Origin of the sequence: Mesorhizobium sp. M5C.F.Ca.ET.164.01.1.1 (genome assembly GCF_004792125.1) — a bacterium.
Lineage (GTDB): Bacteria > Pseudomonadota > Alphaproteobacteria > Rhizobiales > Rhizobiaceae > Mesorhizobium > Mesorhizobium wenxiniae.
In genome coordinates, this window is the sequence record NZ_SRTG01000001.1 from 2,615,917 (window position 1) to 2,632,586 (window position 16,670).

Annotated in this window: 11 protein-coding genes and 3 pseudogenes; 3 read left to right on the forward strand and 11 right to left on the reverse strand. The window is 62.0% G+C overall.

Annotation, left to right across the window (positions count from 1 at the left end; translation table 11 throughout):
- Window position 1 precedes the first annotated feature (1 nt).
- The 7 genes and pseudogenes from EN807_RS12885 to EN807_RS36490 form a co-directional block, all read right to left on the reverse strand.
- The gene (locus EN807_RS12885) at window positions 2-1,762 is read right to left on the reverse strand and encodes a Na(+)/H(+) antiporter subunit D (RefSeq protein WP_135935169.1); all 1,761 of its coding nucleotides are present in this window, start codon (window positions 1,760-1,762) and stop codon (window positions 2-4) included.
- Window positions 1,755-2,009: a hypothetical protein gene (locus EN807_RS12890; RefSeq protein ID WP_127316759.1), complete on the reverse strand. Its 255-nt coding sequence runs from the start codon at window positions 2,007-2,009 to the stop codon at window positions 1,755-1,757. Before EN807_RS12890 ends, EN807_RS12885 begins: the two co-directional genes overlap by 8 nt.
- On the reverse strand, window positions 2,006-3,469 hold the full coding sequence (locus tag EN807_RS12895; RefSeq protein ID WP_127316760.1) for a monovalent cation/H+ antiporter subunit D family protein: 1,464 nt from the start codon (window positions 3,467-3,469) through the stop codon (window positions 2,006-2,008). Before EN807_RS12895 ends, EN807_RS12890 begins: the two co-directional genes overlap by 4 nt.
- A 4-nt stretch (window positions 3,470-3,473) precedes the next feature.
- Window positions 3,474-3,776 (reverse strand): NADH-quinone oxidoreductase subunit NuoK, encoded by a 303-nt coding sequence (nuoK, locus tag EN807_RS12900; RefSeq protein WP_095492104.1) that lies wholly within the window; start codon window positions 3,774-3,776, stop codon window positions 3,474-3,476.
- Window positions 3,776-4,276: an NADH-quinone oxidoreductase subunit J gene (locus EN807_RS12905; protein ID WP_095492105.1), complete on the reverse strand. Its 501-nt coding sequence runs from the start codon at window positions 4,274-4,276 to the stop codon at window positions 3,776-3,778. The genes nuoK and EN807_RS12905 overlap by 1 nt, the downstream gene beginning before the upstream one ends.
- Before the next feature lie 285 nt (window positions 4,277-4,561).
- Window positions 4,562-4,993, reverse strand: coding sequence for a CBS domain-containing protein (locus EN807_RS12910; RefSeq protein WP_127316761.1), 432 nt, complete (start codon window positions 4,991-4,993; stop codon window positions 4,562-4,564).
- A 119-nt stretch (window positions 4,994-5,112) separates the two neighbouring features.
- Window positions 5,113-5,221: pseudogene (locus tag EN807_RS36490) on the reverse strand (DUF2161 family putative PD-(D/E)XK-type phosphodiesterase); the annotation flags it as partial.
- Between the two features lie 95 nt (window positions 5,222-5,316).
- On the opposite strand from EN807_RS36490, the pseudogene EN807_RS12915 reads away from it, so the two are divergent.
- Window positions 5,317-5,760 (forward strand): annotated as a pseudogene (locus EN807_RS12915) (ATP-binding cassette domain-containing protein); the annotation flags it as partial.
- 830 nt (window positions 5,761-6,590) lie between these two features.
- On the opposite strand, the gene EN807_RS36495 reads toward EN807_RS12915, so the two are convergent.
- From EN807_RS36495 to EN807_RS12935, 4 genes and pseudogenes are all read right to left on the reverse strand, one after another.
- On the reverse strand, window positions 6,591-7,388 hold the full coding sequence (locus EN807_RS36495; RefSeq protein ID WP_246684073.1) for a hypothetical protein: 798 nt from the start codon (window positions 7,386-7,388) through the stop codon (window positions 6,591-6,593).
- A gap of 212 nt (window positions 7,389-7,600) precedes the next feature.
- Window positions 7,601-10,636 (reverse strand): annotated as a pseudogene (locus EN807_RS12925) (efflux RND transporter permease subunit); the annotation flags it as partial.
- Window positions 10,633-11,706 (reverse strand): efflux RND transporter periplasmic adaptor subunit, encoded by a 1,074-nt coding sequence (locus EN807_RS12930; RefSeq protein ID WP_135935172.1) that lies wholly within the window; start codon window positions 11,704-11,706, stop codon window positions 10,633-10,635. The pseudogene EN807_RS12925 and the gene EN807_RS12930, both read right to left, overlap by 4 nt.
- On the reverse strand, window positions 11,706-13,154 hold the full coding sequence (locus EN807_RS12935; RefSeq protein ID WP_246684147.1) for an efflux transporter outer membrane subunit: 1,449 nt from the start codon (window positions 13,152-13,154) through the stop codon (window positions 11,706-11,708). The genes EN807_RS12930 and EN807_RS12935 overlap by 1 nt, the downstream gene beginning before the upstream one ends.
- Window positions 13,155-13,548: 394 nt before the next feature.
- Between EN807_RS12935 and EN807_RS12940 the strand changes: the two genes are divergently transcribed.
- Together EN807_RS12940 and EN807_RS12945 are read left to right on the forward strand one after the other, a co-directional pair.
- Window positions 13,549-14,304, forward strand: a complete 756-nt coding sequence (locus EN807_RS12940; protein ID WP_065011412.1) for a response regulator transcription factor — start codon at window positions 13,549-13,551, stop codon at window positions 14,302-14,304.
- Window positions 14,301-15,710: an ATP-binding protein gene (locus tag EN807_RS12945; protein WP_135935173.1), complete on the forward strand. Its 1,410-nt coding sequence runs from the start codon at window positions 14,301-14,303 to the stop codon at window positions 15,708-15,710. Before EN807_RS12940 ends, EN807_RS12945 begins: the two co-directional genes overlap by 4 nt.
- The last annotated feature ends 960 nt before the right edge of the window (window positions 15,711-16,670 follow it).

Consider the following 16,670-nt stretch of genomic DNA (forward strand, 5'->3'; position numbering starts at 1 on the left):
CCTACTGCCACGCCACGGCAAAGACGGCGATGGCTGCGATCACACCCACGATCATCGCCAGCGCGTAATGGGTCACGACGCCGGTCTGCAGCTTGCGCAGCGCGCCGCCACCGCGCAGGATCGAGCGGGCGACGCCGCTCACGACGGCGTCCACACCGTTGAGATCGGTCCGCAGTCCGGCCCGTGCGGTCCCGTGCAGGAAGGGCAGCACCGCGGTCTCGGACACGTCGCTCACCGCCTGCTCGTAGCGCGCCAACGGTTTTTCGGCGAGCCACATGAAATGCCGCGCGCCTTTGCGGTAGAACCAGTCGGTGTCGAGGCTGATCGTGTTCTCGGGGTCGAGCGCCCTGAGGAACAGCACGAATCCCAGTGCGGTGAACATCAGCACACCGAGGCTCTCGGTGACATGGACGCCGGTGTAGGGTTCGAAGTCGACCCGATAGGGCAGAAGCGCGTAAAGCGGCTGGGGGAAAACCCCGATCGCAATGCAGAGCACCGCCGCCATGCCCATCGCAACGAGCATGTTGCGGGGCGGCTCGCGCGCCTGAAGCCCTCGGTCGGTGCCGAAGAACATGTAGTAGGGCAGCTTCAGCCCAGTGTGCAGGAAGGTTCCCGACGACGCCATGGTGAGCGCTAACACCACCAGCGCGCGGTGGTCCTGCCCGGCGGCGGCGACCACCATCGACTTGGTGACGAAGCCCGAGAAGAACGGAAATGCCGAGATCGCGAAGGCGCCGACCATGTAGAGCGCCACGGTCAGCGGCATGGTCCTGTAGAGCCCGCCGAGCTCGGTGAGCTTGCGCAGCCCAGTGACATGGATCACCGCCCCCGCGCCCATGAACAGGAGCGCCTTGTAGAGGATATGCGCGAAGGCATGGCTAGTGGCACCGTTTACCGCCATCTCGGTGCCGATGCCGACGCCCGCCACCATGTAGCCCACCTGGCTGACGATGTGATAGGCCAAGAGCCTCCGGCAGTCGTTCTCCAACACCGCGTAAATGACGCCGTAAAGCGCCATCACCGTGCCGAGCCAGACCAGAAGCTCGGTCCCCGGAAACGTCCGCGCCAGCACGTAGACGGCGGTCTTGGTGGTGAAGGCGCTCATGAACACCGCTCCGGTGACGGTCGCCTCCGGGTAGGCGTCGGTCAGCCAGGCGTTGAGCGGCGGCACCGCGGCGTTGAGCATGAACCCGGCAAGGATCAGGTAGGCGGCGACGCCCATCCCCCCCTCGATCGGGCCGAAGAGCAGCGAGCCGGTGGCGAGCCCGTGGAGAATGACGCCGCCGAGCAGGGCGACGCCGCCGGTGATATGGACCATGAGATACCGAAACCCGGCACGGACCGCCGGCCCGCCGCGCTGGGCAAAGACCAGATAGGCAGAGGCAAACGCCATACCTTCCCAGAACAGGAACAGGGTCAGGTAGTCGCCGGCAAACACCACGCCGAGCGCGCTGCCGACGTAGACGAACGCCGCCACATGCTCTCCGGCGCGCGTCAGGTGCAGCGCGTAGACCATGCCGATCAGCGCCATGATAGTGAAAACAGTGGCGAAGACGATGCTCAACTTGTCGACCTTCGCAATCAGGAGTTCCTGCCCGATGAACTGCGCCTCACCGTAGCTGCCAGGCTGCATCGTGAAAACGGCGAGGATCGCCAGCGCCGGGATCAGCAGCAGATAAGCCTTGCGGATTGACCCTTTCAGGAAGGGGATCGGCAGGGCGCCGAGAATGAATAGGACGGCGGGATGGACGAAGTCAGTCATAATAGTCCTCGCGCCGCATCAGCCCACCCTGATGGCCGAGGAACTTGGAAAATAGGATCAGCAGCACGCAGGAGCCGAAGCCGTAGACGGCCGACCAGCCGGGCAGGCGGTCCCACAGGTATTCGGCGTGTTCGCGAAAGACCAGAAAGTCTGCGATGACGATCAGAACGAGCACGAGAAAGAACAGCCAGCGGCGCTGCTTCGCATATCGCCCGTCACCAAAGAAATCGACGACGCGGTTGATCATCTGACCACTCCTTCCGCCAGGGCGAGGAAATAGCCGGGGAAGATGCCCATCGACACCGACAAAATGGCGGTCGCGACCAGTGGGATCGTCACCATCGGAATTTCATGGACCGTTGCCGGCCACTCCTGCGCATCCGTCCCGAAAAAGGCGACATAGCTGACCGGCAGGAAATAGGCGGCGTTCAGGACCGAACTCACCAAGAGAACGATCAGGAACGCGATCTCCCCCGCCTCCACCGAGCCCAGCGCCAGATACCACTTGCTGACGAAGCCCGCAGTCGGTGGTACCCCGATCATGCTGAGCGAGCCGACGAAGAACGCCCCCATCGTCCAGGGCAGCCTGCGGCCGATGCCGGCCATGTCGCTGATGTTCCGCTTACCAGAGGCGCAATAGATCGAACCGGCGCAGAAAAAGAGCGTGATCTTGGCGAACGCATGCGCCGCAATGTGGATGATCCCGCCGACCATCGCGACCGGCGACAGTAGGACAGCTCCAAGCACGATGTAGGACAGCTGGCTGACCGTCGAATAGGCGAGCCGCGCCTTCAGGTCGTCCCGCGTCAGGGCGTAGATGGACGCCATCAGGATCGTGAACGAGACCAGATAGGCCGTGGCGAGGCCGAGCCCCAGCCCGTCAAGAAGCCCTGCGCCGAAGACATGGAACACCACCCGCAGCACGCAGAACACACCCATCTTGACCACTGCAACCGCATGCAATAGCGCGCTGACCGGTGTCGGCGCCACCATCGCGGCAGGCAGCCAGGCGTGCATTGGCATCACCGCGGCCTTGGCGAAGCCGAAGAGATAGCAGAAATAGATGACCGTCAGCAGAGACGCTGAGGCATCGACCCCCGCCAGCAGCCCCCCCGCCACAAAGTCGAGCGACCCGGCAATGTGGTAGGTCAGGGCCAGCGCGGCAAGAAGCAGGCTTTTCGACGCGCCCATCAAATAGACGAGGTACTTGCGGCTGCCCGCCCATCCCTCTTCGTCCTCGTGGTGGTAGACGAGCGGATAGGTAACGAGGCTGAGCACCTCGTAGAAGATCACCAGCGTGAATAGATTGGCTGCGAAGGCGCCCCCGACGGCCGCCGCGAGGCTGGTGGCAAAGCAGGCGAAGAACCGGGTCTGCGCGTGCTCGTTCAAGTGCCGCATGTAGCCTATGGAATAGATCGCCGCCACAATCCACAGCAGCGACGAGACGGTGGCAAACACCATGCCGAGCGCATCGACCCGGAAAGCGAAGTCGATCCCCGGCAGAATCTCGAACAGGCGAAAATCCACCGTGCCGCCCGCCAGCACCGTGGGCGCCATTGAGGCGACAATTGCAAACATGGCGATCGCGGCCAACGGCGAAACGACATCGCGGAGTTTTTCGCGGTTGTTCAGAAGGAGAACTGCAAGTGCCGCCAGACCTGCGACGGCGACGGCAAGCAGCGGCCGGATCGATATCACCGGGTCCAAGCCGCTATCCCTTCATCATGGTCACGTCGTCGACCTTGAGGGTGGGCTTGTTCCTCACGAGGGCGACCAAGATGCCGAGAGCGACGGCAACCTCCGCCGCGGTGATTGCGATGACGAAGATCGCGAAGATCTGCCCGCGGAAGTCGTCGTAGTAGTGCCCGAAAGCGATGAAATTGATGTTGACCGAGTTGAGCAGCAGCTCCAGCGACATCAGCACGACCAGGATGTTGCGCCTGAGCAGTACGCCCGCCGCTCCGATCACGAACAGGACCACTCCTAGCACGATATACCACCAGAGCGGCACCATCACCTCGGCTCTTTCCGCGCCAGCATGATGGCGCCGACCAGGGCCGCCAGCAGGATGACGGAGGCGGTTTCAAATGGCAGGAGATAGTCGGCGAAAAGCGTCGTGCTGAGCTGCCTGATCTCGCCACCGGTGCGCATAGCGACGGGCTCCGTGACCGAAAAGCGGTCGCTCCAGAGCACCAGCGCAAGCATCTCGAACCCAAGCACGACGAGCAGCACCAGAGCCGGCAGGTTGCCGCCCGGCAAGAACCGCTGCAACACCGCTTCGCGCACATCGATCATCATGATCACGAAAAGGAATAGGACCATGATCGCGCCGACATAGACGAAGATCTGGATGACCGCGAGCAACGGCGCCTCGAGCAAGACGAAGATCGCCGAGATCTGCAGGAAACACGCCATCAGCGCCAATGCGCTGTGAACCGGATTCCGCGCCAGGACCACGGTCAGTGCCGTGATCACGGACGCCGCAGCGAACAAAAGAAAGAAGGCCTGATCCATCGACGCCGACCCTCCGCCGCGATCTGTCACTCGGCGCAAGACGGCCGGATTTGAAGATAGCTGCGCTGCGCACTTCAGATGCGTCCACAAATTGTGCCCTAGTATCGGATTTTTCTCAAGATTGTATGGTTTGGCCCTACGTTAGGCCCAAGTCTCAGCATCTGATTCTGTGTGCGATTCCCGCAGCCTGCTTATCCGTGATTCAGGCTGCCGAAGGAGGTTCGGCACGGGATCAGAAACCCTGAAAAAGGACGTCGCGCCCGGGGCGGTGGGCCTTCGGCGAGCTTACCCCGCCCAGATGTAGTGAATAATCTCTTCGGCCTCGCGCTCGACCTCCTCGATTCGCTTCTTCACCACGTCGCCGATCGAGACGATGCCGTCGAGTTGGCCGTTCTTCACCACGGGCAGGTGGCGGAAGCGGCCTGTGGTCATGATCTCCATGACCTGGTTGATCGTGTGGTTCTCGGTGCAGAGGTTGACCTTGGCGGTCATTGCGTGACGGACACTCTGCTGCAGGGCCGCAGCCCCATGCTTATCCATGGCGCAGACGATATCGCGTTCGGACACGATGCCGACCACCTTGCGATCGCCATTGGTAACGACCAGTGCGCCGATCCTGTGCTCGGCGAGCCTGTTGATCGCCACGGCGAGCGTCTCGTTCGGGCCGATCGTCTCGACGGCTCGACCCTTGTCCTCGAGAATCGCTTTGACGTTCATGGCTTCCTCCAAGCGCTGCTACGCTCCAGCCCTCCCCCCTGTCTCCCTCTCGGTGCATGTCTGCCCCATCGTGCGCCGCGCGCCTTCATATTTCAAGTCCGACTTGCGCGCTCAGGCACCAGCGCTTCCTGGCGGTAGGCCTTCATGATTGGCTCACACAAACCGCCGCCTGCTACAGGGGTCGCCTTGCCGGCGCCGATGCTCATCGATCAGCCGAGAGCGCCGTCGCAAGCGTCCCTGAAACTTCAGGCGGCTTGCAGGTGCCGTTCAGCGTCGCGTGCGGCGATTTTGGCAAGCGGCGCGAGGATCGAACTTTCGCCTTCTCGGGCAAGTCGACCTTGCTGCGTTGCCTCAACCGCCTCGTCGAGTGTCGAGCCGGAGACATCCGGCTCGATGGCGAAAGCATCTACAAGCAGACCCCTGACCAGCTCCGGCGGCGGCTCGGCATGTTTTTCCAGCAGTTCAACTTGTTCCCCGACCGCAGTGCGCTCGCCAACATCACCCTGGCGCTGCGCAAGGTAAAAGGCATGTCGCGCCAGCTGGCTGAGCGCGCGGCCTTAGCGAGGCTGCATGAAGTCGGACTCTTGGAGCGCAAAGACCATCGGCCGGCAAATCTTTCGGGCGGACAGCAGCAGCGGGTGGCCATCGCGCGCGCCCTAGCCCTCGAACCCGAGGTTATGCTGTTCGACGAAGTCACCAGTGCCCTCGATCCGGAATTGGTGAAGGGTGTCCTGAACTTGATGGCCGAACTCGGACGGGGCGGGATGATGAACTGGCGATGCCGAGGGAAATAATCTATCGAAACGCTTCGCGAGATGCGATCCCCGCGGTCGCCCCAGCCATGCCCTGGCCGTAACGCGGCTAACGGTGCAAACGCTGCTCCGATCTCACACCAAACATGTCGCGGCACCGGGTCCGGATCAACCCCGTTGGAGGTTGGTGGTGCGTCAAAAGGCGTCTTCCGCCTCAGGCGGCGACCGCAAATGGGACGGCAAGCAGCCTGACCGCATTACGCATCCTTCACGGGTACCAAGGACCTCGCGGTTACCTGCCTGCAAGTCCGCTATCCCACTTATTGCAGCCCCTCCGACGAATCGATACGACGTTCCGGAGCGGGTCACGTCAGGACGAAACTTGCACCGACCTAAAGGTCCGCTATTAAGGATCCGAGGCCCGAAGCTGCCAGTCCGCTGTCGGCCTAATCGAGACGCTCCTTGCTCGTCGCAGCGCGTCGTCAATGGCGCTACCGCGACCTTCCAATGTGAGACTGAAACACCGTCACGATCCTTCTTGTCACCGCGCGTTTATGAGCGAGGCGTTCATTGGGTGAAATGCAGCGCGTGGGTGGGACAAAAACATCGAAAAACATTGGAACAGATTTGAATGCTTCGCGATCCCACTGATCCCTAACCATTTGATTTACTTTCTTTTCCAAACATCCTCCGGGCCCAGCATAACCTTTGATTTTATTGAGAAAAATACGGCTTTGCCCACACCTGCCCACGCTTTGTCCACGCCCTGGAAACTCGAGCCAAGATTGCCTTGGTCATCGCACGACGCGCCCCCCGCCGCTCATCCGGTCCCGCTTTTCCTCCCGCTAGTTGATCGCTCTTGCGATGTCGACGGCAATTCGTTTCTTGTTAGCCTCGCGTACGTAATCATCCGTCACCGTCATCGAGGAATGCCCCATCGCCTCCATTATCGCGCGCGCTTGCATGCACCGCGAATAGGCATTTCTGCTCAGACCTCTTCCCGCCAGAATTGTTGTGCTTTCCCATTGAGCGTCTGGTGTCGGCGCAAGCCTCGGTGTGACATCGGCGGCGTCAAGGCCGAGCGCCTGCATGGGAGAAAGGTGTCGGTAGACGTAGTGGGAGCCGCCCTGGCCATAGTGTGCGGCAAAGACATTTGCCGGCTGGCTCTCCCAGAATTTCATCGGTCTATCGGTTGGGTCGAAGCCAACCCGCATCGGCGCGCCGACCGATCGGTGCACTATCCGGGATGTTTTGGAGTCACTCAGATCGATAGTAAGGTCAAACCGTTGGCGGAGATCCAAAACCACGCTGAGGTACTCCGCCAGCCGCTGGAAGAGGCTCTTTCCTTTGTCGCGGCGATCGAACGCGATTGCCTCATCGGCGATGTTCTGGCTGATGACGAAATCCCGAAGGTTGGGCGTGCAGAGCATCGCTATTTTGGCATCTGGGTAGGCGAGACGCAGATTGCGCACCAGCACCGATGTCAGGACCATATCGCCAATGTACTTTGTCTGAATGACGAGAATGGATCTGGGGGCCGGCCGGCCCTTCGCGGAAAGCGCCGATCCCGATGCGCGCCTGCCGTTTCCGAACAGGCTGAAAGCGCGACGGTTCGCCACCCCGGCTGGAGTGCGGTGGATCATCGGTTTCAATCCCCACGTGCTTGCTGTTTGACCGCGGGAAGAGAACGTCCGTCGGTCGGCGAGACAGTCCAGCTCGATGCCGCAACTGGTTCACGGAGGCCGGAGCCTGGGGGAGGGGCCTCCCGGGGTGGTTCCGCCTGAAGCTGCGCCTCGAATCGTCCCCTGTCTTCAGATGCGGAAGCTGGTGAAGGTTTCGGCTGTCTCTCGCCGAAAAGTCGTTTGAGAAGCTCGAGAAAATCATCGACAAAGGTGAAGATGACGGGAATGGCGACGAGGCTAAGCACGGTAGAGGTCATCAGGCCACCGATGACGACAATTGCCATCGGTTGACGGAAACTGGGGTCGCCGCCGCTGAGGCTGAGGGCCACGGGCAGCATGCCGCAGCCCATCGCGATCGTTGTCATGACGATCGGGCGGGCGCGCTTATGGCAGGCGTCGACGAGGGCGTCGAACCTAGAGAGGCCTGCGCGGCGTGAGATGATCGCGTATTCAACCAGCAGGATCGAATTCTTCGTCACCACGCCCATGAGCATGAGCAGCCCGATCACCACCGGCATGGAAAAGCTCGTACCGGTCAGCACCAACGGCAGGAGCGCGCCGCCGAGGGACAGCGGCAGCGCCATCAGGATCGTCAGCGGCTGAAGGAAGTCATGGAAGAGAAGAACCAGCACGGCATAGATGCAGAAGACCCCGATAGCCATGGCAATGGCAAAGTTGTCGAAGAGTTCGGAACTGCGCTCCAATTCGCCCTGCTCGACAAGTTTGACGCCTTCCGGAAGGGCCCGAAGGGCGGGCAAAGCCTTTGCCTCGCTATAGACATCGCCGAGGATGCGCCCGTTGAGTTCGACTGACAGCGTGACGTTTCTTGAACGGTCGATGCGGCTGATCTCCGACGGGCTGCCGCCGATGCCGATCTCGGCGACCGAGCCGAGATCGACGCTGCCCCTGGCGCCGGCGACGCGAAGATTGGCGATGTTGTCGAAGGCCGTCCGGTTGCTGGGATCAAACCGGACGCGGATGGAAAGCTGGCGTTGCGGCAGGTTCAGCTTTGCAAGTGAGGAGGAATAGTCGCCGTTCGTCGCTACGCGGACCGCTTCGGAAATCGCTTCCGCTGTAACACCAAGGGCGGCCGCAGGGTCGAGGTTCGGGACGATCTGGATTTCCGGCGCCTCCAGGGAGGCACTGGAGGTCACCGCGCCCGTGCCCTTGAGGGTGCGCAGTTGTTCCTCGAGCGCGGCGGCCGCCTGATCGAGCGCACCGGAATCGTCGCTGGCGAGTGTGATTTGCAATGTATTGCCGCTGCCGCCGGTGCCCACGGCGAGCCTGACACCTGGCAAAACGGCCAAGGCTTGCCGGATATCGCTTTCGATCTCCGTCTGCGTGCGGGTGCGTTCACCGATCTTCTTCAGGTCCACAACGAGTGAGGCGATCGCGGTGTCGGCGGTCGTGGTGGACTCGGTCAGATCGTCCGAAGAGGCGCTTCCGACGGCGGAGAACACCCGCGTCACGTCTGGCAGTCGGGAAACAATATCAATGGCCCGTTTGGTAATCGCGTCCGTCTGCTCGGTCGTGCTGCCGGGTTGCAGCGTCAGAGTGACCCCTGTCTGCGCATCGTCCGATGCGGGCAGGAAGCCGGAACTGAGGAACGGGATCGTCGAAAGCGAGAGACCAAGGAACAGGCAGACGCAGGCGACCGTCACTTTGCGATGATGTAGGCACGCTTCGACGACGGCCATGTAGGCGCGCATAATGCGGCCATCCCTTGTTTCGACCGGATGGGCTTTCATCAGGTAGGCCGCCATCATCGGCGTCAGCAGGCGCGCGACAACCAATGAGGCGAGAACTGCGACCGCCGCCGTCACGCCGAACTGACGGAAGATCAGGCCCGGTATGCCGCTCATGAAGGCTGTCGGCAGGAAGACCGCGACGAGCGTCAGCGTCGTGGCGATGACCGCAAGGCCGATCTCGTCAGCGGCCTCAAGCGCGGCCTGCTTCGGCGGTTTGCCCATCTGCAAGTGGCGCGCGATATTCTCGATCTCGACGATCGCATCGTCGATGAGGATGCCGACCACGAGCGAGATCGCAAGCAGCGTCACGGTGTTAAGGCTGAAATCCGCCAGGTACATCACAAGGAAGGTCGGGATAACCGATAGGGGAAGCGCCACCGCCGAGAGGAAAGTCGCCCTCCAGTCACGCAGGAAAAGCCAGACCACCACAATCGCGAGGATCGCGCCCTCGTAGAGCATGTGCATGGAGCCGTCATAGTTCTCGATGATCGGCCCGGTCGTGCTGTAGGCCGGGATAATCTCGACGTCGGGATTGGCAGCAGCGAAAGTCTGCATGGCTTTCTGGATCGCTGCCGCGACACCGGTATCTGAAAAGCCGTTCGAGCGCTTGACCTGCACGGCGATGACCGGCGTCCGGTCGAGATAGGCGATGGATGAGCGGTCAGCGAAGCTGTCCGTAACCGTGGCGATCTCGTCGAGGCGCATCAGCGCGCCGCTGGGAAGCGGGATCGCGAGCGCCCTCAACGCCTCTACCGAAGAAACCGCGCCGAGTGTGCGGATAGCTTGCTTGCTGCCGCCGATTTCGGCTCGGCCGCCCGAAGAATCCGACTGCACCGATTTGAGCCGCGCGGAAACGGTTGCCGCGCTAAGGCCAAGCGAGCTCATCAGACGAGGATCAAGATCGATATGAATTTCGCGATCGATGCCGCCGATCCGGCTGACCTCGCCGACGCCGGACAGGGCAAGCAGAGCTTTCGTCATGTGGTTGTCGACGAACCACGAAAGTTCCGTCTCGTTGAGACGGATGGAGCGCACGGCATAAGTAATGAGGGGCGAACCTTGCACCGTCGATTTCGTCACGCTTGGCGTCTGCATCTGGGCAGGCAGGTCGCCGCTCATACTGTCGACGGCATTGCGCACTTCGTTGAGCGCTGCCTCGCCGTCCTTCTCCAGCTTGAATGACACGTTGATGCTGACCGCGCCGTCGATGATCGTGGTCGTGACGTGGTCCAAGAGGCTCAGCGAAGCGAGCTTGTCCTCGATCTTGCGCGCGACTTCGGTTTCGAGCTGAGCCGGCGCGGCACCTTCAAGCGCCGCGTTGATCTGGACCGTCGGCAGAACCATGTCGGGAAAGTTCTGCACTCCCAGGCGATCGAAGGCGAGCAGACCGCCGACGGTGAGCAGGATGAACAGGAGGATGGCGGGGACCGGATTGCGGATCGACCAGGCGGAAAAGTTCATCGTGCGTCCTCCTCCACCCGGACAAGCGCCCTATCCGAAAGGAAAGTGCCGCCCGCCGCCACCACGTCGGCCCACGGATCAAGGCCTGAGAGGATTTCGACTTCGCTGCCATTGCGGCGTCCGGTTTCCACACGCACGCGTAATGCGCGTTTGTCCGAACCCACGGTGAAGACGTAGGCGATGCCGTCCCGCATGATGAGCGCCGTTTCTGGCACGGTCAGCGCCGCCGTGGCCGCGAGCTCGATCTCGCCGGTGACGTAGAGGCCGATGGGCGGGTGCGCCTGCGCAGGCAGCGCCACATAGGCGAGCGCCCGGCCGGTATCGGTGCTGACCGTTGGTGCTACAAGCCGAACGGTCCCTTGCATGCGCCGCTCGCCGGGGCCGACGATCGTGGCGATCAGGCCTGCCTTGATGAGGGGCAGATAGCGTGCGGAAATTTCGGCTTGCCACTCGACGCGCTGCTGGCGCACGAGACGAAACAGCTCCGTGCCGGAAGAGACGACAGCGCCAAGCTGTGCCGAGCGGGAGGTGATCAGTCCGTCGTCCGGGGCCCGAATGGTCGCCTGAGCGAGCTTGATCCTCTGGCTTTCCAGCGAGGCCTGGGCGGAATCGACCGCCGCGACCGCCGTCTGCTCGGCGATGAGATATTCGGTTATTTTCTCGTCGGAAAGCGCGCCGCTCCCCTGAACCTTGCGTGCCCGGTCGGCGTTTGCCCTGGCCTTCGCAAGGTCTGCCTTGGCACTTGCCAGAAGAGCCTCTTCCTTGCGCAACTCGGCGCGGACCGTCTCATCGGCAAGCCGGGCTAGGGGCTGGCCCTTCGAGACAACAGATCCGACGTCGACAAGGACGTCTGTTACACGCAGGCCGCCGATTTCCGCGGCGATCACCGCCTCATGCCATGGTCTGAGCCAGCCGCTGGCCGGTACAGTTTCGGGCCATTGGCGTTCCACGGGCTTTGCCGCGACAACGGTCAGCGCGACCGCCTCGTTCTGCTGCGCCGGAGCGGCTTGCGTGTCGAGAACAAGCTTCCCGCCGATAATAGCCGCGCAAAGAAGCTGGGAGCATCGCATCAGAGAAGGTTTTCCTTCGTCTTTCGCGGCAGGTCTTTGGGAAAGGGGGCGCTCGCATCCCAGCCGCCACCGAGTGCCTTGTAGAGGGCGATCCAGTAGCGCACGGAATCGCGACGGATCTCGATGAGCGAGACCTCCGCCGACTGCGCCGAGCGCCGGGCATCCTCACGGTCGAGGAGGCTTGCGCCACCGGCCCGCCAGTTTGAATCCACGGCTTTGAAATAGGCGCGGTAGTTGCGCGCCGCGATTCTTGCGTCGCCAATGCGCCGCCGCGAACTGTCGATCCGCACCAGCGCGGTCTCGACGTCGGCGACCGCGTCCAGCACGCCTGCTTTGTAGGTGGCCACCGCGATTTTGTATGCGGCCGCCGCGCTGCCCACTGCCGCCCGGCGCGAGCCGCCGTCGAAGAGCGGGATCGAGATGGCCGGGCCGAAGGACCAGGGAAGAGACGTTCCCGTCAGCGACGAGCTGCTGATCGTCACCGAGCCGCCGAGGCTGAGGCTCGGATAGAGATCGGCTTCCGCCGCGCCGATCTCGGCGAGCGATGCCGCAACCTCGAGTTCGAGGGCGTCGATGTCGGGGCGCTGGCGCAGGGCTTCGGCAGGCACTGCGGACAGTTTGAGGTTCGCCGGCGCGGGTAAGGCTTGCTTGCCCCTTGCCAGAATTTCTCGGACGCGGGGTTCGTCACCGCCGGTCAGGCGGGCGAGGGATTTGACGAGAACCTCACATTCCGCACGTTGGGCGGTCCGTGCCGAGGCCGAGGCTGCAGCGCTCGCCCGACCCAGAGCAAGGTCGGCGCTCGACATGAGGCCGGAGGTTGCGGCCGTTTCCATCGCCCGGATCGTCTCGCGCTGCGAAGCGAGTTCCGTGGCATAGATCTGCTCCAGCTGCCGGCAGGCGCGGTACTGCACATAGTAGTCCGCCACCTCCGCCGCGAGCGAGACGCGCGCTTCGTGCCAATCGGCGGCCCGCTCGTGCATCCGCAGCCGCGCGGCTTCGCCTCTCTGGCGCGTCTTGCCGAACAGATCGATCTCCCAGGAGGCGTCGAGGACGCCACTGGTCGTCGTTTCGGCAGCAATCTGGTTGGCTTTGTTGCCGCCCGTCCCCGCGCGCGTCAGCGAACCCGAGCCGCCTATCGCGGGAAAAAGGCCGGCCTGCGTTGACGCCAGCATGGCGCGAGCCCTTTCGATCTCCGCTGCAGCGGACTCGAGAGTGGGACTTTGCGCCTGCGCCGACGCAATGAGGGCCGTCAGGGATCGATCGGCAAATGTCGCCCACCAGGACATGAGATCGCCGGTCCGGCCGCCATGCGGCAAGGTCGCATGCCACGCCTTTGCTATTTTGACATCGGGCTCCTGTACGCTGGCGACGGTCGTGCAGCCTGAGACGATCAGGCATGCCGCGATGCCGCCCGTGCCGACAGTCCCGCGACGGGCTGGCTTTGTCACCGCGTGCAATCGGTGAGTGGTGCGGTGCGGCGTGAACCCGCCAGCAAGAAAGGCCATCGTGACGATAGCCACCAGTCGATGCATGTCTACCGCCTTGTCTGGGCCGTTGCAGGCAGGAACCATCAAGGTCTCCACGCGCGTCGGCATACTTCGCGATCGCTTGATGATCGCGTCTGGCGGCACTAACCCCGATTTGTCATTGCCGTGGATTATGTATTGTTAAGAGTTGCTAAGCCGCGGCCCCCAGGGTCATCGGCGCCGCGTTGCAAAGGTTTGCTTTCGTGGAAGCAGATGCGGTGGGTCTCGCGGGAGCGGCGCAGCAACAAAATTAAACACAATTGTTGCTGACAGCCATGATGTTGGGCGGTTATTCGGAAAGCGAAAGGGCAAGAAGATGGCCAGGCCTATGGATAACGTCGGGTGCAGCGTCCCCAGTCCACCTTCAACCCGTATCCTAGTCGTCGAGGATGATCGGGACATAGCGACGATGCTGATCGAGTTGATGAAGGATGCAGGTTATGCCGCCGAGACGGTCGGATCGGCCGTCGAGATGGACCGCGTCCTGAAAAAGAGGGAGTTCAACCTGATCGTCCTGGACGGCATGCTGCCGGGAGAGGATGGTTTCAGCATTTGCAGAAGGATCAGGGCATCCGACACCACACCTATCCTCATGCTAACCGCGCTCACGAAAGAGGTGGACAGGGTCGTTGGACTGGAAATGGGTGCTGACGACTATGTCACAAAGCCGTTCAGTTCCAGGGAACTTCTGGCGAGAATAAAGGCGCTGTTGCGTCGATCGTCCTATTCAAGCCAGGTCAAGCCAGGCCAGGACCCTATGACGTTCGCGGGCTGGCGCATCGACCCTGTCACGCGCGAACTGACTGACATGGACGGTGTCCATGTGCCGCTCACGACAGCGGAATTCGATGTACTGCTTGTGTTCTGCGAGAATCCTCGACAGGTCATGAACCGGCAAGACATACTCGCCCGCACCCACGCTGGCGCCGCCGGACCTGTCGAGCGCAGCATCGATGTGCATGTCAGTCGTATCCGGCAAAAGATAGAACCCAACTATAAGGAACCAATTTTCATCAAGACGGTGCGACTGGGCGGTTATATCTTCACGCCAGAGGTCGCGGTGGCCTCATGATCGGCCGGTTCAGACGGGCGCCCATTCGCCTTCAATTCGTCGTGCTCGCCGCGATTCCCATTCCGGCAGTGCTGCTTAGCGTCATCGCGCTGATGCCGGAGCCCTACATCTTCCAGAATGGCCCAGCCCAGCAGGCAGTTACCGTCAGACGCGCACAGATCGAATTGATCGTGGAGCAGCTTAGGAACACGGATGATGCGGGCGCCGAGAAACTGCTGCCGGCGACCGCTCCCGTCGGGTTGGAAATGAGGATTCTGCCGTGGCGCGATGTCATCGTCGCCCGCAGCGATGAAGACGATATGCAAGTCATCGCCGACAAGCTTCGCGTCGCGCTGCCTGCTGATTTTTCGGCCACGGTTCTTCCCCAGGACGCGGAACACAACGCCCTGGCAGTGCGCGTCGACGCGCAGCGTGGGCTCTTGATCCGTTTCGCGGACGCCGACACCTATCCAACGTTCTTCGGCACAATTGTCGAACTCGTTGCAAAGATACTGATTCTGATCCTGCCGATGCTTCTGCTGGTCCTCTACATAGGCGGCGTGATCACATCGCCGCTCGTGCGCTTTGCCGAAGCGGCAAAGAGCCTGCGGCTCGACGGTAACGAGGAGCAATTGTTCGCGGTCGCAGGCGCCAAGGAACTTCGCACCCTGGCAATGGCGCTCAACGATATGCGAGGTCGAATTCGCAAGATGGTCGACGACCGCACGCGGATGCTGACCGCCGTGAGCCACGACTTGAGAACGCCGCTGACGCGGCTGAGAATGCGCGTGGAGCGATCAAAGGAAATGCCGTCCAAACAAGCGATGCTGGGTGACATTGCCACATTGACGGCGATGATCGAGGAGAGCCTTCAGTACCTCAGCAGTACGGCCCGCGACGAGCCTCTTCGAAAGGTTGATATCGCAGCTCTGATGAAGACGATCGTTGCCGGATTCTCCGACCTTGGACATACGGTGATGTATGTCGGCCCTGAGCGATTCGTCTATTCATGCAAGCAGAAAGGGTTGTCGCGCGCTGTTACCAACATCGTGGAAAATGCCGTCAGATTCGGCAAGATCGTGCATGTCCAGCTCTCCAATTTCCCGTCAGACAGGGTGTCCATTGTTGTGCAGGACGATGGCCCCGGCCTTGCAGAGGGCCTCCACGAGAAGGCTCTGGAGCCATTTTTCAAGGCAGACCAGGCTCGATCCTCGAATACCAACAGCGGTTTCGGACTGGGCCTTTCGATCGCAGACGAGATCGCAAAGAGCCACGGTGGTTCTTTGTCCCTCGAGAACATATCGCCGCATGGGCTGCGCGCGACGATATCATTGCCGCTGACGCGCGTTGTTGCGCTCAGCAGCAGCAAGGCCGAGGATGTGCAGAAGCAGGCTTCCGCGAGGCAGGCGCTCGTCAAAGGCAGATAGTCGGCGACAGAGCGAGACCCTGGGGCGCGGATGGCGGGAGCGGCGTTCAAAACTGTATCACGGTGGAGAGCGTCTCCTGGACCTGGATGGCTGATCCTTCCCAGCAAGCGGGTGGGACCGCGCCACATCCTGAAGCAGTTTCTTCATCGCTCTGACGGACACCCGGTCCGCACGCATCATCTGTCTGATGAGCGGGTCTTTCAGGATGTCTGCCAGCTTTAAATCATCATCCTTGGCCATGAGGGCGTCCGCGCTTGTCTTGTCTCGACGGAGTCGCGGCCCTGACCGTTGCGATGTCAAAAGCAGGACGAAACCAAGGCAGTTGGTGAAGTTTTGTTGCCGGTCATCGTGGCCGCCACTGCCCTGAGCGGCAAGCCGTCCTCAGCCGAGATGATCATGAGATCGATAGGGTTCGCGCATTCTGACCCTAGCGGTCCGGCCGCCTTCTTCCAAATCGATCGCCGCGAATTGCTTGTTGCATTAGGCCGTATTGCGTATCGGCGCGCTATCAGTAATCGGGTAAGGCGGAATCCCTGAGGTGTTGGCGCTGGCAAAGGAGCCAAGGTCCGCCTGGTCATGGCTCGTTCACCCTTCACCGTATCTTGAGGGCAGTGTTCCCATCGACTTGCTGGGACGAGGCCTTGTCGACGAAGTCGCAATTGCTGCGAGACGTTCGTTCTAGCTAACGCGCTGGCCGACGGCGCGTTTGAAGCCCGGGAATCCCGGGCGAACTCGTTGCCGGCTAGCCGCCCACCGAGCGGAGCGGGCACCTGTGGCGCGGGGAGTGCGACACCTCAGGCGACAGTGGTTGGTCAAACGGGGCAAGGCAACCACGCCCGCACTCATCGAGGACTTAATCCCGTCAAGGGAGAGCCTGGGCTTGGCTGCTCCAGCCGGGTGCTTGCCGGCATTCATCACGACCAACTGTCAAGAGATGTGGGGCACCGAAGGCGAGGGCGC

Coding starts and splice junctions, on each gene's coding strand:
- EN807_RS12930 (WP_135935172.1), bottom strand. CDS start 11,706: ATGCGATGCTCCCAGCTTCTTTGCGCGGCTATTATCGGCGGGAAGCTT.
- EN807_RS12910 (WP_127316761.1), bottom strand. CDS start 4,993: ATGAACGTCAAAGCGATTCTCGAGGACAAGGGTCGAGCCGTCGAGACG.
- nuoK (WP_095492104.1), bottom strand. CDS start 3,776: ATGGTGCCGCTCTGGTGGTATATCGTGCTAGGAGTGGTCCTGTTCGTG.
- EN807_RS36495 (WP_246684073.1), bottom strand. CDS start 7,388: ATGATCCACCGCACTCCAGCCGGGGTGGCGAACCGTCGCGCTTTCAGC.
- EN807_RS12885 (WP_135935169.1), bottom strand. CDS start 1,762: ATGACTGACTTCGTCCATCCCGCCGTCCTATTCATTCTCGGCGCCCTG.
- EN807_RS12905 (WP_095492105.1), bottom strand. CDS start 4,276: ATGGATCAGGCCTTCTTTCTTTTGTTCGCTGCGGCGTCCGTGATCACG.
- EN807_RS12945 (WP_135935173.1), top strand. CDS start 14,301: ATGATCGGCCGGTTCAGACGGGCGCCCATTCGCCTTCAATTCGTCGTG.
- EN807_RS12940 (WP_065011412.1), top strand. CDS start 13,549: ATGGCCAGGCCTATGGATAACGTCGGGTGCAGCGTCCCCAGTCCACCT.
- EN807_RS12890 (WP_127316759.1), bottom strand. CDS start 2,009: ATGATCAACCGCGTCGTCGATTTCTTTGGTGACGGGCGATATGCGAAG.